General features: G+C 67.0%; 15 protein-coding genes and 2 pseudogenes. 2 read left to right on the top strand and 15 right to left on the bottom strand.

The window, feature by feature from the left end:
• Nucleotides 1-72: 72 nt before the first annotated feature.
• From P1N55_RS18135 to P1N55_RS20175, 15 genes and pseudogenes are all read right to left on the bottom strand, one after another.
• Nucleotides 73-558 (bottom strand): type IV pilin N-terminal domain-containing protein, encoded by a 486-nt coding sequence (locus tag P1N55_RS18135; protein ID WP_276276866.1) that lies wholly within the window; start codon nt 556-558, stop codon nt 73-75.
• A 278-nt stretch (nt 559-836) separates the two neighbouring features.
• Nucleotides 837-1415 carry a DUF7344 domain-containing protein gene (locus tag P1N55_RS18130; protein WP_276276865.1) on the bottom strand — a complete coding sequence of 193 codons (579 nt, stop codon included), beginning with the start codon at nt 1413-1415 and terminating at the stop codon, nt 837-839.
• 130 nt (nt 1416-1545) lie between these two features.
• Complete coding sequence (locus P1N55_RS18125; protein ID WP_276276864.1) at nt 1546-2040, bottom strand: type IV pilin N-terminal domain-containing protein; 495 nt, start codon at nt 2038-2040, stop codon at nt 1546-1548.
• A gap of 354 nt (nt 2041-2394) precedes the next feature.
• Entirely contained in the window at nt 2395-4170 is a 1776-nt protein-coding gene (locus tag P1N55_RS18120) for a Na(+)/H(+) antiporter subunit D (protein ID WP_276276863.1), read from the bottom strand.
• Nucleotides 4170-5869 (bottom strand): annotated as a pseudogene (locus P1N55_RS18115) (proton-conducting transporter transmembrane domain-containing protein). Before P1N55_RS18115 ends, P1N55_RS18120 begins: the two are co-directional and overlap by 1 nt.
• Nucleotides 5866-7365, bottom strand: a complete 1500-nt coding sequence (locus P1N55_RS18110) for a monovalent cation/H+ antiporter subunit D family protein (protein ID WP_276276862.1) — start codon at nt 7363-7365, stop codon at nt 5866-5868. The pseudogene P1N55_RS18115 and the gene P1N55_RS18110 overlap by 4 nt, the downstream one beginning before the upstream one ends.
• Nucleotides 7358-7717 carry a cation:proton antiporter subunit C gene (locus P1N55_RS18105; RefSeq protein WP_379689141.1) on the bottom strand — a complete coding sequence of 120 codons (360 nt, stop codon included), beginning with the start codon at nt 7715-7717 and terminating at the stop codon, nt 7358-7360. The genes P1N55_RS18110 and P1N55_RS18105 overlap by 8 nt, the downstream gene beginning before the upstream one ends.
• Entirely contained in the window at nt 7714-8184 is a 471-nt protein-coding gene (locus P1N55_RS18100) for a Na(+)/H(+) antiporter subunit B (RefSeq protein WP_276276861.1), read from the bottom strand. Before P1N55_RS18100 ends, P1N55_RS18105 begins: the two co-directional genes overlap by 4 nt.
• Nucleotides 8181-8718 (bottom strand): annotated as a pseudogene (locus P1N55_RS18095) (DUF4040 domain-containing protein). The gene P1N55_RS18100 and the pseudogene P1N55_RS18095 overlap by 4 nt, the downstream one beginning before the upstream one ends.
• Nucleotides 8715-9035 (bottom strand): monovalent cation/H(+) antiporter subunit G, encoded by a 321-nt coding sequence (gene mnhG / locus P1N55_RS18090; protein ID WP_276276860.1) that lies wholly within the window; start codon nt 9033-9035, stop codon nt 8715-8717. The pseudogene P1N55_RS18095 and the gene mnhG overlap by 4 nt, the downstream one beginning before the upstream one ends.
• Nucleotides 9032-9307 carry a cation:proton antiporter gene (locus tag P1N55_RS18085; protein ID WP_276276859.1) on the bottom strand — a complete coding sequence of 92 codons (276 nt, stop codon included), beginning with the start codon at nt 9305-9307 and terminating at the stop codon, nt 9032-9034. Before P1N55_RS18085 ends, mnhG begins: the two co-directional genes overlap by 4 nt.
• Complete coding sequence (locus P1N55_RS18080; RefSeq protein WP_276276858.1) at nt 9300-10355, bottom strand: monovalent cation/H+ antiporter subunit E; 1056 nt, start codon at nt 10353-10355, stop codon at nt 9300-9302. The genes P1N55_RS18085 and P1N55_RS18080 overlap by 8 nt, the downstream gene beginning before the upstream one ends.
• 107 nt (nt 10356-10462) lie before the next feature.
• A complete protein-coding gene (gene coaBC, locus P1N55_RS18075; RefSeq protein ID WP_276276857.1) occupies nt 10463-11623 on the bottom strand; it encodes a bifunctional phosphopantothenoylcysteine decarboxylase/phosphopantothenate--cysteine ligase CoaBC in 1161 nt (386 codons plus the stop codon).
• A 42-nt stretch (nt 11624-11665) separates the two neighbouring features.
• Nucleotides 11666-12031 (bottom strand): DUF4112 domain-containing protein, encoded by a 366-nt coding sequence (locus P1N55_RS18070; RefSeq protein WP_276276856.1) that lies wholly within the window; start codon nt 12029-12031, stop codon nt 11666-11668.
• Nucleotides 12032-12080: 49 nt separating this feature from the next.
• Complete coding sequence (locus tag P1N55_RS20175; RefSeq protein WP_455429081.1) at nt 12081-12989, bottom strand: universal stress protein; 909 nt, start codon at nt 12987-12989, stop codon at nt 12081-12083.
• A gap of 100 nt (nt 12990-13089) precedes the next feature.
• Between P1N55_RS20175 and P1N55_RS18060 the strand changes: the two genes are divergently transcribed.
• Nucleotides 13090-13380, top strand: coding sequence for a DUF211 domain-containing protein (locus P1N55_RS18060; protein WP_276276855.1), 291 nt, complete (start codon nt 13090-13092; stop codon nt 13378-13380).
• The gene (locus P1N55_RS18055; protein WP_346430045.1) at nt 13377-13964 is read left to right on the top strand and encodes a VIT1/CCC1 transporter family protein; all 588 of its coding nucleotides are present in this window, start codon (nt 13377-13379) and stop codon (nt 13962-13964) included. The genes P1N55_RS18060 and P1N55_RS18055 overlap by 4 nt, the downstream gene beginning before the upstream one ends.
• Nucleotides 13965-13975 lie beyond the last annotated feature (11 nt).

The raw sequence follows: 13975 nt of genomic DNA, 5'->3' as shown, positions 1-13975 counted from the left end.
GATAGCCGGAAATAAATGCATCGTGGAGAGCGGTGGCTGTGGGATGGAAGAAACGTGGAAAATCGAAGTTAGTTAAGCGTCAGGCCCTTCGTCTTGAGCGAGGGTCGCGGAGTTGTCGCCTTCCTGAGATTCGAAGACAACTCGCACTTGATAATTGGACGGGACACCGTCGTCAGCATCGTCACCAATGCGTGCGCCGTTTCCTGCAGTTACCTCGCTATCGGAGTTAACGTCACCATCGACTGCTGTAGAAGTCCATAATCCGGTGTTACCATCACCATTTGAAGTGTCGTTGTCCATATTAGAACCACGGATATACAATTCTGAAGCAGAGATCGTGTCTCCACCATCGTGGGTAATTGTTAGTGCACGCTCTTCACCGCCTTCGTAATCGAAGGAGAAACTCGTCTGAGGAGTCGTTTGCTGTGCCTGGTCGCCGAGTCCGAGGACGAACGACGCGATGACCGCGGCCAGGATGACCGTGATCGCGACCATCAGGATGACCCCGATGACCGGCGAGACGGCGTCGTCGTCGTTGATGAGTCGTTTGATATCCATTGTGTTCTCCACACACCGGTTTTGTCCGAGCAGTAAGTCGGCCTTATCTCCGGTAAGGAGATATTTCGCTGCTCGTGGAGGTGTGCTTGGTTGGTGTATCTACGTGTTCTGACTTATAGCCGAAGCACCTTTTAGACGTTCAATCCCGCCTTGAAACGGGCCAAGAGCGCGTTGAAGCGGCAATTCAAAACGAATCGGTCAGAGAACAGGTCAGCAGACTAATCGTCACCGTGGTCGGCAAGTTCACCAAAAGGTGCTGTCCACCAAACCGAACGCAGCTATTCGTCGTCCGCTTTCTCCTCGGCGTACCCGCTGAGCGTGACCTCGCGTGCGACGTACGTGTGGTACGCTGCCGAGCCCGTGAGCACGACGGCCATCACCGTCGCCCATACGAGCGGGGGTACGAGCGTGAACGGGTAGATGCCCACCCAGAGAATCGCGACGACGGCGAGACTAATGGCGCCCAGCGAGAGGTAGTACTCCTGCCACGGGAACTCGCCCCCCGGGACGATCTCGAGGTAGACCGTCAGCTCGTTCGTATGTGGCGTTGTGTCGATGACGCCGTTCTCGGAATCGTACGCGACGATACCCGCGTCGTGCATGCGCGGGAGATGTGTCTGCTGGAGCGTCGTGTACACGCGCTTGCGCTGTGCGCTCGAGACGTCCTCGGGCGCGCAGTCGTACTCCTTTGCAGCCACGTCAGAGGCCAGGTTGCCGAGTTCCACTGGGCCGCCGTTTGTGCGCAGATACTGGAGCACGTAGCGACGACGCTCGTTCTGGAGGACGTCGAAGATCTCGCCCTTCGACAGTCGGTCACTCGACGTGGGGGTCCCGGATCCCGCCGTCTCCTGGCTCATTGCTGGGCAGGACCCCGTCGTCCCGTTCGTCCGGAAACCATCCGATACCTGGGGGTGTGCGGTGCGCACTAATAACTCCAGCGGTGGGCGTGATTCCCGGTGAAAAATCCGCAAAATCCGAATCTAGTGATTACGCTTCAGGGCCTTCCCACCGCCCGATAGTCGCCGTGCTCCCGCCGTTGGGATCTTCATACACGACGCGAACAGTGTCGGAGTTGGCGACGTTGACGCTAAGGGTTCGGCCGGCATTTATCTCAGACTTCGTATCATATTGTATATCCCCATCACGGTCTGTAATATCATTGCCCCAAGCGCCGTCGTCTTGTGAGCCGCGAATGTACAGATTTCCAGCTTCGATACTATCGCCGCCGTCGTGGGTGATATTTAGCGTCCCATCGCCATCAACGCTACCACTGTCTTCACCGTTGTCCCAGTCTTGAGAGAGACTCGCATCGTAATCAAACGAGAAGCTCGCTTGCGGAGCGGTGTTACTGACCTGGTCACCGAGGCCGAGGACGAACGTTGCGATGACGGCTGCGAGGATAACTGTAATCGCGACCATCAGGATGACGCCGATGACCGGCGAGACAGCGTCGTCGTCTGAGAGGAGTTGTTTCGGGTTCATGTCTTGTGTCCACGCACACCGGCGGTGCGTATCGCACGGTGGTAACAAGGCCTTACTGTTCGGAAGCAAGGTCTTGTTCGCGGAGGTGTGCTAGTTCACGCTTGGAATGCAGCGCATATATATCCTGCTCACTATTCAGCGATTCAATTACACCTTGAAACGAGTTCTCAGACGCCGAAGTACTGAAATTACCTTTAGTAATCTAATTTAAGTAAACAGTCACTATAGCTGTCCAATCGTCGGTAAGTGTGACCTATCGACGACGGCGTCGGCCGCCAGTCACCGAGTCCATGCGGATGGTGCCGCGATAAGTGGCGCCGGTCCTATCGACCGGCGGCCAGGAACGGAGAGGGATCAGGACAGAGCGAGCATCGCGAGTGCGACGAACACCGCCAGCACCAGGATACTGAACCCGATGCCGGCACGAAGCGGGTAGGCGAAAGAGTCGTCGTCCTGTGCCGACGCACGTAGACGCCGGACCACCTCGTTTGGCTCGGAGACGACGTGGGTCGTCACCGACGTCGCCCGGATCACCGCCCGGTCGACGGCCGCATAGAGGTCCGTCGTGGCGTAGACGAGCGCGCGCATCCCGTAGAATGCAACGGGGTTGTACAGCGCGTCGACGTCGGGGACGCGCCCGAGCTTCGAGAGAGGCTTCTTCGTGGCGTAGAAGCCGACCAGTCCCGCGACGGCGAGCGCGAGGCCCTCGACGATGTGGCCGACGGTGTAGGTCTTGTAGACGTGCGAGACCACGCTCTCGCTGGTCACGTCGAACGGGAGGATGCTGAACAGCGTCCCCGGGAGGAGGCCGTAGCCGACGCACAGGACCGCGACGGCGACCATCGCGACGGTCTGCCCGCGGTTGGCGTCCTTCACGCTGCCGTCGTACTCGCCGTGGAAGAAGGCGTAGTAGCCGAACTTGATGAACGACATGAACGTGCCGACGCCCCCGAGCAGGAGGAGCCACTCGAGTGTGGTCCGGTCGGTGCCGAGGGTGAGCGGCCCCGCCGCGAAGTCGTAGTGCGCGCCGGCGATGACGATGCCCTTGCTGACGAAGCCGTTGAAGCCGGGGAACCCGGCGATGGAGAGGGCCGCCACGGTGAAGGCGACGGCGGTGATCGGCATCTCGCGGGCGAGACCGCCGAGTTTCTTCAGGTTCTCGTTGCCGGTCCGGTAGATGACGACGCCGGCAGTCATGAACAGCAAGGCCTTGTAGAGGATGTGATTGTAGACGTGGGCAAAGGCGCCAGCCTGGGCCAGCGTCGTCCCGATGCCGACGCCGGCGACCATGTAGCCGACCTGGGACTGGATGTGATAGGAGAGCAGGCGGCGCATGTCGTTCTGGAACAGCGCGAACATCGCGCCGAAGACGGCCATCCCGCCGCCCATGTACGCGATGGCGACGTTGCCCTCGGGGAACGCCCGGTACATCCCGTAGACGCCGGTCTTGGTGGTGAAGACACAGAGGAACACGCTGGCGGCGATGTGGGGCCGCGGGTAGGTGTCGGGCAGCCAGGCGTGCAGGCCGATGAAGCCGACGTTGACGCCGATGCCTACGGCGGCGAGAGCCGCGGGGAGGCCGGCCGTGATGCCGTCGCCGGTGAACATGAAGGTCCCCTGCGCGACGTAGTGCTGGAGGATGGCCGCCATCAGGAGCGTCCCGCCGATACCGTGCAGCAGGGCGTAGCGGAACCCGGCGCGGACGGCCGCACCGCGGTAGTGCCACACGAGCAGCGTGCTCGTGACGGCCATCAGCTCCCAGAAGAAGATGAGCGTCAGCCAGTCGCCGGCGAAGACGGCGCCGAAGCTCGTTCCCACGTACGAGAGCGCGAACGCCGTCTGGACGTTCTCCGCGTCGCTGGCGTAGGAGTACAGCACCGCGACGGTCCCGATGATGCCGAAGATGAGCCCCATCAGCCGCGAGAACTCGTCGACGTTGAGGAAGGCGACCTGGAAGCCCAGGAACGTCGTCTGTAGGTGGGTGCCGGCCGGGACCGAGAGCGACCACGGGACGGCCAGCGCCGGGACGAGCGCACCGAGCGCGTGGGCGGGTTTCCGGGGAAGTATCCCGACGAGTATCGCCGTCGCGAGCACGACGACCACCGGCGGCACCAGCGTCAGCGTCGACATCAGACGACCACCCCCGGGAGGCCGGTGACGACGGCCTCGACGATGCGGAGGAAGACGGCCGTGTCCGGGACGGTGCCCAGCAGGAGCGAGAGCGTGGCGGCCGTCAGGATGGGTGCGAGCATGAACCAGGTGCTCTCGCCGCCAAGCCAGCCGCGGTCGTCCCAGCCGTCGGCGGGCGGGCCGCCGTGGTGCTCGTGGTCCTCGTGGTGCTTGCCGAGGTGGTCGACGTGTTCCGGTCGGGGCATCTCGGCGTCGGCGTCCGGCTCGGTCACGGCTTCGTCACCGCCGTCGGCGCGAACCGCGGTCCGCCCGCCCAGCACCTCCTCGAGGAGCGGTTTCTCGTCGTAGGAGTCGGGCGACTCGAAGAACGCCTGGTAGACGATGGGCCAGAAGTACGCGATGTTGAGCACGCCCGAGACCAGCAGGGCGGCGGCGAAGACGAGGCTCCCGCCCTCCAGCGCGCCGATGATGATGTACCACTTGCTGACGAACCCGGCGACCAGCGGGATGCCGGCCATCCCGGCCGCCGCGACGCCGAAGGCGACCATCGTCAGCGGCATCCGTGTCCCGATGCCGGCCATGTCGCTGATGTCGTCGGTGTGGGTCTCGACGTGGATGGCCCCCGCACAGAAGAACAGGGTGAGCTTCATGAACGCGTGGGCGGGAATGTGCAGCAGGCCGCCGACGAGCGCCGGACCCTCCAACAAGGCGAGCCCCAGCACGATGTAGGACAGCTGGCTGATCGTCGAGTACGCGAGACGGCGCTTGAGGTTGTCCTTGCGGAGCGCGATGACGCTCGCGGTCAGCAGCGTGAACGCGGCCACCGCGGCCAGCGGGAGGTCGACGCCGAGGTCGGCCATCACGTCGGGGCCGAAGACGTCGAGCACGACCCGGGCGATGCCGAAGACGCCGCTCTTGACGACGGCGACGGCGTGGAGCAGGCCCGAGACGGGCGTCGGCGCGACCATCGCGTCGGGGAGCCAGGAGTGCATCGGCATCAGCGCCGCCTTGACACCGAACCCGGCGACGAGCAGGGCGAACGCGGCTCTGGCGAGCGTCGGGTCGGCGTTCGCGAGCGCCGCGATGCCGCCCGGCGTGAACGCCGTCGTCCCGCCGGTCATCCCCGTCCCAGTCAAGAAGAACACGAGCACGGTGCCACCGAGGACGGCGACGCCGCCGCCGAAGGTGTACGCGAGGTACTTCCGGCCGGCCGCGCGGGCCTGCTCGGTCTCGTCGTGGGTCACCAGCGGGTACGTCGAGACGGTCAGGAGTTCGTAGAAGACAAAAAGCGTCAGGAGGTTCGCCGAGAACGCGACGCCGATCGCGGAGGCGAGACTCGCGGCGAAGGCGGCGAAGTACCGCGTCTGGGCGTGTTCGTTCAGGCCGCGCATGTAGCCGATGGAGTAGAGCTCGTGACGATCCAGAGCAGGCTCGCGAGCAGTCCAAACAGGAGGCCCAGCGGGTCCACGCGGAGAGCGAGTTCGATGCCGGTCGCGAACTGGCCGACCGAGAAGACGTAGCGGGTCCCCGAGAGGACGCCGGGGACCATGCTCGCGACGACGGCGAACTTCGCGAACGCGACGGCGATGGTGACGGCCTCGCGGACGTTCGGGCGCTCCTTGAGCGAGAGGATGACTGGTATCGCGACGGCCGACACGAGCACGGCGAGCAGGGGTCTGAGTGAGGCGACGTCTGTCATTGGTCCAGGAGCGGTGGGAGCGTTTCGAGCAAGGTCTGTTCGAGTGCCGGGACGGCGGCGACGAGGGCGACGGCGAGGACGGCCGCGCCGACGACGACAGCGAGCATCCCGGTGGAGACGGGGCTGTCACCGCCGTCGGCGACCGGCGCGGCCCCGGCGTCGTCCTCGCCCTCGTAGATAGTCGGTTCGGCGAAGTAGAGCCGTTCGACCAGTTTCGCGAAGTACGCGAGCGTCAGCAGCGTACTCGCCAGCAGGACGACGACGACGGGCCAAATCTGGGCCCGGACGGCGCCGAGGACGATGTACCACTTGCCGACGAAGCCGATGGCCGGGGGGACGCCGACCATCGCCAGCGCGAGGACCGAAAAGCCCATCGCGCCGACTGGCACCCGACCGCCCATCCCGGCGTAGCCGTTGACCGTCGACGCGCCCGTCTCGCGCTCGATGACGCCGGTGGCGGCAAAGAGGCCACCCTTCATCACGGCGTGGCCGAGCAGGTGGACGGTGGCGCCGACGACGGCCGTCGGCGTCGCGATGGCGAACCCGGCGACGACCAGGCCGAACTGCGAGACCGAGGAGTACGCCAGCATCCGCTGGACGCTGCTCTGGGAGACGGCCAGCGCGCTGCCGGCGACGATGCTCACGCAGGCCAGCCCGACGAGCGTCCAGCGCGCCACCGGCACCGCCGTGAGGAAGTCGACGGTGAACACCGAGAAGAGCACGCGGGCGAGCGCGTACGCCGCGACGGTCGAAACCAGCGCCGAGATGAACGCGCTCACCGTATCCGGCGCGTTGGCGTAGGCGTCTGGTTGCCAGGTGTGCAGCGGGAAGAGCGCGACCTTGACTGTCAGGCCGCCCACCATGAGCGCGAAGGCCGTCAGGACGAGCGGCGACCCGTAGCCGATGGCGGCGATCTTGCCCGCCAGGTCGCCCATGTTCAGCGTCCCCGTGACCGCGAGCAGGTAGCCCACGCCCAGCAGGTACAGCGACGCGCCGACGGTGCCGATGATGAGGTACTTGAGCGCGGCGACGGCCGAACTGGCCTCTCGGCCGCTGGCGACCAAGCCGTAGGCCGCCAGCCCCGTGATCTCGAGGAAGACATAGAGGTTGAACACGTCGCCGGTGACCGCCATCCCGGAGAGGCCGGTCACGAGCAGGAGGTACTGGCTGTAGAAGGCGTTCGAGCGCGGGCCTGCCCTGCGCGCGTAGGCGAGCAGCCCCAGCGCGACGGCGCTGACCAGGGCCACGACGGCCGCCGAGAGCCCGTCGACGACGAGCTCGATACCGTAGGGGATGGCGAAGCCACCGACCGCGTAGTCGATGGTCCCGCCGGTCCCGACCGCCCACGCGAGCCACCCCGCGAGTGCGGTGTGGACCGCGAGCGTGAGGGCCGCGATGGGCCAGCCGGAGCGATTCGAGACGAGGCTCGCCACGAGCGGTACGGCACCGCCGACGATGGGGACGACGACCAGTAAGACGGGGAGTTGTTCAATCATAGTAGAGCTGTTTGAGGGTCTCTTCGTCCAGCGTCCCGTACTCCGAGTAGATGCGGATGATGAGCGCCAGCGCCACCGCCGTCAGGCTCACCCCCACGACGATGGCGGTCAGGATGAGCACGTGGGGCAGCGGGCTGACATAGGGCCCCCCGCCGTCCTCGATGACCGGCGGGTTGCCCCCGGCCCGGAAGGCCAGCGTGATGAAAAACAGGAAGATACCCGTCTGGAAGATGTTCATCCCGATGACCTTCTTGACGAGGTTGCCCGACTCGACGAGCATGTACAGGCCGATGCCCAGCAGGACGACCACCGCGTAGTAGTTGTAGTGGGTCTGGAGCAGGTCGAGTATCATGCCTCACCCCCCTCGCCGTCGACGACGTGGCCGTAGCCGGCGGCCAGCAGGAAGAGGCCGATGGCGACGCTCGCGACGATGGCGCCGATGCCCAGTTCCACAAGTTCGATACCGTACTTGCTGGCCTCCTCGTAGATGAACAGGTATTCGTTGTACTGGAGGAAGTTTCCGCCCAGCGCGATGGCACCCAGGCCGATGGCGGCGAACGTGAGGACGCCGCCGGAGGCCAGCGCTGCGATGACACGCACGTCGACCCACTCACGCGTGGTTTCGATGCCGTAGGCGAACGCGAGCATCATCACCGTCGCGCCGGCGATGACCCCGCCCTGGAACCCGCCGCCGGGCGAATCGGCCCCGTGGAACATCACGAACAGGGCGAAGGTGAGGACGAACGGCGAGACGACCCGCACCGTCGTCATGATGATGGTGCTCTCGACGTAGAGTCCGGGCTGGTCGTCGGCGCTCATGCGAACACCTCCTGCCGGAGGACCGACAGTGCGGCCACGCCGGCGACGAAGACGACGACGGCCTCACCGAGCGTGTCGAACCCACGGTAGGCCGCGAGCACCGCCGTCACCGCGTTCTTGACGCCCGTCTCCTCGTAGGCGTTGGCGACGTAGTACTGGGTCACCTCGCCGGCGACCACCGGGGCCGTCGGGTCGCCGATGGCCGGCAGCGAGGGTATCGTCGCGCCGAGGACGACGACGAACGCGCCGACGCCGACGACCGTCCGCAGGCGGACCGACTCGAAGCGCCGGGCCTCGTCCGGCCGGACGGTGTTTGCCATCGCCAGCAGGAACAGGATGGTCATGATGCCGGCGCCGACGGCCGCCTCGGTCAGGCCCACGTCGGGGGCCTGGAGGATGACCCAGATGATAGAGACCCAGGCTGTAGGCCGCGAAGGCGATGACCGACGAGAGGAGGTCCCGGAGCAGCGCCGCGCCCAGCGCGCAGGCGACGACGAAGACGATGAGCACCGCCTCGATGAACGAAAGCGTCATGGGTCGCCCTCCCGGTTCTCGGCGGCCCACGGCCGGATGCCCTGGTCCTCCGCCGCCCGAGCGATGGCGTGGGCCGCCGTCGGGTTCGTCAGGAACATAAAGAGGAGCAGGAACACGGCCTTGATCGTCGAGAGGTCAGTCTGGATTGCGAGCGCGACGGCCGCCAGGGCGAGGACGGCACCGAGGGTGTCGCTCTTCGACGCCGCGTGGGCACGCGTGTAGATATCCGGAAGTCTGACGATGCCGACGGCTGCGACGCCGCCGAAGAAGGCACCGACCGCCGCGAGGGCGACGATGGCCCACTCGAGGGGCGTCACAGCACACCCCCCCGCTCGACGGTGAACTTCGAGAACGCGATAGACAGCAGGAAGTTCAACAGCGCGTAAACGAGCGCGATGTCGAGGAACACCGACTGGTCGAACGCGCCGGCGACAAGCGCGATGGCGATGACGGTGTTGGTCCCGACGACGTTGACGGCGATGATACGGTCGAACGTCGTCGGCCCGGCGAAGACGCGGTAGAGGGCAACGACGGCGAAGACGACGAAGGCGCCGGCGACGGCCAGCAGCGCCGTTTCGAACTCAACCATCGTAGGTCACCTCTTCGCAGTCGTCGCGTTCGCCCGGCGACGCGATGGCTGCGGCCTCGCGGCCGTAGAAGACGAAGCGGACGGCCCGTTCCAGACCGCCGGCCTCGAGGTCGTCGCGGGAGTTGTCCGTCAGCGAGTGGACGTTGAACGCGCGGTCGGAGACGCTTATCGTCAGCGTCCCCGGCGTCAGCGTGATGCTGTTGGCCAGCGTCGTGACCGGGGCGTCGCCCCAGACGGCCGCCCGGTAGCGGACGACGGTGGGGTCGATGGGCAGCGACGGGTGCAGGACCACCTTCGCGATGTGGAGGTTCGCCAGGGCGATCTGCCACAGCAGATAGGGAACGTAGATAGTCATCCGGACCAGCTGGACGGGCACGCGCGTGATCGAGGGTTGCTTGCTGAAGGCGATGGGTGCGAGCAGCGCCGAGACCAGCGTCGCGGTTATCGCACCCGTAAAGAAGTCGAGCGGCTTCCACGGGCTCAACAGCAGGTAAAACAGGTACGAGGCCGCGAAGACGCTCAGGTACTTCGGGAGCGTCGCCGCGCGGGCCAGCACCGTCTGTCGGGCCTCGCGCTCGACCGGGGCTTCCTCTACCTCGAGGCCGTTCCTGGCGAGCTCGATCTCGAGCGGGCGCAACATTGGCGCGGCGCCACCGGGGTTGTACTCGGGGTCGAGAATCGCCCGGCCGATGTCGCGGTCGGCCGCGTACTCGAGGAGGACGTCGGCGTAGTCGCCCGGACTGAACAGATAGCGGTCGGCGCCGACCACCTCGAGGGTCACCGAGAGCCCCTCCGGCGGGTCGCCCCCGAAGTCCTCGTCGGTCCAGACGGCGACGCGGTCGAGCAGGTCGGTCGCCGCCCCCAGTTCCTCCGGCGCGTCGGGGTCGACGGCACGGGTCCCCGGGACGACGACGAAGTGGAGCTCCACCGGTGCGTCGCCGTCCCGCCGGAGCGTCTCGGCCTGGTCGATGGCGTAGGCGACGGTGTTTCGCACCGTCACGGAGTCGTCGACTGGGACCAGCAGTCGGTGTGGGTCGGGTACAGTCACAGTAGTTTGAGAATCCTGTGTATCGGAGATTGGCGCGCTGTACTGTCGGTGTCGGTGAGAAACTGCGGGACACGCAAAACTATTTCGCAATGAGCCACGCCCCCCGCTCAGGTCTCGAGTTCCGACGCCAGTTCGTCGGCGACGCGGGCGCCGAGTCCCTGTTTGTCGCCGGTGTACTCCGTGACGCCGCCGTCGCGGACGACGAGTGCGCGGGTCCGGTCGGCACCCATGACGCCGGCGTCGTTGGCGACGACGAAGGCGAGGCCGACCCGGTCGCGGAGCGCGCGGGCCTGCTCGACGAGGGCGGCGTCGTCGCCGTCCGTCTCGACCTTGAACCCGACGATGGGGAGGTCCGGGGCGGTTTCCCGGACCGTGTCGATGAGTTTCGGCGTGGGTTCGAGTTCGAGGGTCAGCCCCGACCGGCCGCTGCGAATCTTCTCGTCGGCCCGCTCGACGGTGTAGTCCGAGATGGCGGCCGCCGAGACGAGCGCGTCACAGGCCGGCGCCAGGTCCGTCGCCGCCGCGGTCATCTCCGCGCCGGACTCGACCGGCTCGACCGTCGCGTACGGGACGTCGGGCCCGTCGTGCAGAAGCGTCACGTCGGCCCCGCGGACGTAACACGCCCGGGCCACCTCGCGACCGGTCCGGCCCGAGGCCCGGTTCGAGAGCGTCCGGACCGGGTCGATTGACTCGGTGGTCGCCCCCGCTGTCACGACGACGTGGCAGTCCTCGAGCGGGCGCTCGCCGGCCGCCCTGGCGACGTCGGTGACGATGGCCGCCTCGGTGGCGATCTTGGCCTTCCCCTCCTCCACGCGGGGGTCGACGAACCCGACGCCCCAGGACTCGACGCGCTCGATGGCGTCCAGCACGCCCGGATGGTCGTACATCGGTTCGTGCATCGCCGGGGCGACGACGACCGGAATCCCGGCCCCAAGCGCCGTGGTCGCACACGTCGTCACCGGCGTGTCGTCGATGGCTCCCGCGACCTTCCCGACGGTGTTGGCCGTCGCCGGCGCCAGCAGGAGGACGTCGCCCCACCCGTCGGTGCCACAGAGGCCGACGTGCTCGACGGCACCGGTTATCTCTGTCACCACGTCGTGCTCGGTGGCGAACTCGAGGGCCCAGGGGTGGACGATACCGGTCGCGCTGTCGGTCATCACGGCCCGCACGCTGGCCCCCTGGCGGCGCAGCTCGTGGGCGAGTTCCACCGTCGTGACCGCCGCGATGGACCCGGACACCCCGAGGACGACGTTGACTCCGGTCAGCATGGCCGCCTCTTCGCCCCCATCCGCTAAAAGTCCCGGCCTCTCTCACTGTCGCCGTCGGTCGACGTACCGCTCGATGGCCCGCGCGTTCCGGTCGTTGACGCGCAACCGGGCGTCGAACAGCGGGCCGACGAGCGGGATCGACCCGACGAGGAAGTCCAGCGCGACCCAGCAGAGCATCGCCCCGAGCGTGCGCGCCGGGAGGCCGACGCGAAGCCCCTCGAAGACGACGTACAGGGACACGAGGGCGGCGACGGTGTCGCCGGAGACGGGTACGACGCCGAGCAACGGGTCGAAGCCGACCCTGACGTCCGTGCCCGGAATCCGCACCGCGCCGTCCATGAGGTAAGCGACGCGGCGGGCGCGCTCGAGGCCGGCCGCCCGTTGGTCGTGTGTCCGGTAACGTACCATCGGTCTGGCGTCCGTCTGGCCTGTCGTTACCCCGTCTTCAGGCAAAAGGCTAGGCCCCGCCGTACAGCCACGGCCCGCGCCACGCCGGACTCACTCCTCGGCTTCCTCCGGGGCCCGGACGGTCAGTACCGGCACCGGCGCGGTCCGGACGAGTTTCTCCGTGACGCTTCCGAGGAGGTACCGCTCGAGGCCGGTCCGGCCGTGGGTCCCCATGACCACCAGGTCGACGTCGTTGTCCTCGACGTAGGCCTGGATCGCCTGGTAGGGCACGCCGTGGACGATCTCGGTGCGGATGGACCCCACACCCTCGGTCGCGAGGTCGTCCTCGATGGTGCCGACGGCGTCCTGTGCAACGTGCTGGAAGCTCGTCGAGTATCAGGTCCGAGCGGACGTCGACGCCCATCGAGCGGACGTCGACGACCGAGAGCGCGTGGACCGTCGCGTCTGTCGGCTTCGCCACGGCCGCGGCCGGTCGGGCCGCCGCGCGCGCCCCCTCGCTCCCGTCCGTCGGGACGAGGATGTTCTCGAAGGAGACGTCGGCGCCGCCGTCCGTCCCGTGGACCGTCAGGACCGGCACGTCGGAGAGGCGGACCACCTTCTCCGCGACGCTCCCGAGGACGTAGCGGCGGACGCCGGTCCGGCCGTGGGTCCCCATCACCACGAGGTCGGCGTCGTGGTCGGTCGCGTAGGTGCGGATCTCCTCGTCGGGAATCCCGTGGCGGACCCCCGTCGTCACCGACAGTCCCTCGGTGTCGACGGCGGCCGTAAACTCCGCGAGGTCGGCCGAGGCCGTCGCCTCGGCGTCGTCTATCTCCGTCGCCTTGCCGAGGAAGCGACTGTCGACGACCGTCAAGACGTGGACCGTCGCGTCGTGTTGTCGGGCGAGTTCGGCGGCCGTCGCCAGTGCTCGGTGGGCCTGGTCGCTGCCGTCCGTGGGCACGATGATGGTGTCGAACATCTGTACCCGACAGTTCGGGCGACGCGGGCTTAAATTGTTGCTCGCCCGATAGTACATCCCGGGAGGTACTTTTAGGACCGGGGCACCCCTACGGCGCCCCATGGTCGCCGTCCGCCGCGTCGTCCTCGACGTACTGAAGCCACACGAGCCCCCGTTGCCCGCGTTCACCGAGCGGATCACCGGGGTCGAGAGCGTCGCCGGGACCACCGTCTCGCTGGTCGAACAGGACAAGGAGGTACAGACGGTCAAGGTCACGCTGGAAGGCGAGAGCGTCGCCTACGACGACGTCGAGGGCACTATCGAGGAGCTGGGCGCGACGGTCCACTCCATCGACGAGGTGTCCTGTGGCGAGTACGTCGTCGAGGAACGAGCGACGTTCCAAGACGCCTGACGTGCCCTCCGTTCGCAGTCGAGCTCCGGTCGCTGCTCGCACGGGAGGACGTCCGCTCTATCTCGCGCCGGTACTTCATCTCGAACGGCTTCGACGGGACGCTGACCAGCATCGGCATCGTCGTCGGGGCCGTCCTGTCGGGGGTGCCCGACGGGCTGACGGTCATCAGAATCGGGCTCGGCGCCGCCGTCGGCCTGGGCACCTCCGCGGTCTGGAGCGTCTGGGAGATCGAGCGCGCCGAGACCAGAGCCGAGATACGGCGCATCGAGCGCGCGATGCTCACCGACCTGGACGACACGCGGGTCCAGCGAGAACACCGCAGTGCGCGCGTCCTCCACGCGACGATGAGCGGCCTCGGGCCGCTGGTCGGCATCCTCGTCCCGCTGACCGCCTTCCTCTTCGAGGGGTCGGTCTTCACGATGGTCGAGGCCGCTGTCGTCTCCGTGGCCCTCGGCATCGGCGTCCTCGGCGCGTTCGGGGCCTACATGGGCTCGATCTCCGGCCAGCGGTGGTACGTCGCCGCCGCGCGGATGGGGCTCGCGGGACTCGTCGTCGCGGCCGTGAACCTCGTCCTGCCGGGGTGAGTCCCGCGGGC

This window comes from Haloarcula regularis (assembly GCF_029338315.1).
In the GTDB taxonomy this organism is placed as follows: domain Archaea; phylum Halobacteriota; class Halobacteria; order Halobacteriales; family Haloarculaceae; genus Haloarcula; species Haloarcula regularis.
Note: the sequence above shows the minus strand (reverse complement) of the source record. Positions and strands in the feature narration are given on the sequence as shown.

Excerpts from the sequence above, each read along its gene's own strand:
- P1N55_RS18135 (WP_276276866.1), bottom strand. The coding sequence starts at position 558 with ATGGATATCAAACGACTCATCAACGACGACGACGCCGTCTCGCCGGTC.
- P1N55_RS18130 (WP_276276865.1), bottom strand. The coding sequence starts at position 1,415 with ATGAGCCAGGAGACGGCGGGATCCGGGACCCCCACGTCGAGTGACCGA.
- P1N55_RS18125 (WP_276276864.1), bottom strand. The coding sequence starts at position 2,040 with ATGAACCCGAAACAACTCCTCTCAGACGACGACGCTGTCTCGCCGGTC.
- P1N55_RS18120 (WP_276276863.1), bottom strand. The coding sequence starts at position 4,170 with ATGTCGACGCTGACGCTGGTGCCGCCGGTGGTCGTCGTGCTCGCGACG.
- P1N55_RS18110 (WP_276276862.1), bottom strand. The coding sequence starts at position 7,365 with ATGATTGAACAACTCCCCGTCTTACTGGTCGTCGTCCCCATCGTCGGC.
- P1N55_RS18105 (WP_379689141.1), bottom strand. The coding sequence starts at position 7,717 with ATGATACTCGACCTGCTCCAGACCCACTACAACTACTACGCGGTGGTC.
- P1N55_RS18100 (WP_276276861.1), bottom strand. The coding sequence starts at position 8,184 with ATGAGCGCCGACGACCAGCCCGGACTCTACGTCGAGAGCACCATCATC.
- P1N55_RS18085 (WP_276276859.1), bottom strand. The coding sequence starts at position 9,307 with ATGGTTGAGTTCGAAACGGCGCTGCTGGCCGTCGCCGGCGCCTTCGTC.
- coaBC (WP_276276857.1), bottom strand. The coding sequence starts at position 11,623 with ATGCTGACCGGAGTCAACGTCGTCCTCGGGGTGTCCGGGTCCATCGCG.
- P1N55_RS18070 (WP_276276856.1), bottom strand. The coding sequence starts at position 12,031 with ATGGTACGTTACCGGACACACGACCAACGGGCGGCCGGCCTCGAGCGC.
- P1N55_RS20175 (WP_455429081.1), bottom strand. The coding sequence starts at position 12,989 with ATGTTCGACACCATCATCGTGCCCACGGACGGCAGCGACCAGGCCCAC.
- P1N55_RS18060 (WP_276276855.1), top strand. The coding sequence starts at position 13,090 with ATGGTCGCCGTCCGCCGCGTCGTCCTCGACGTACTGAAGCCACACGAG.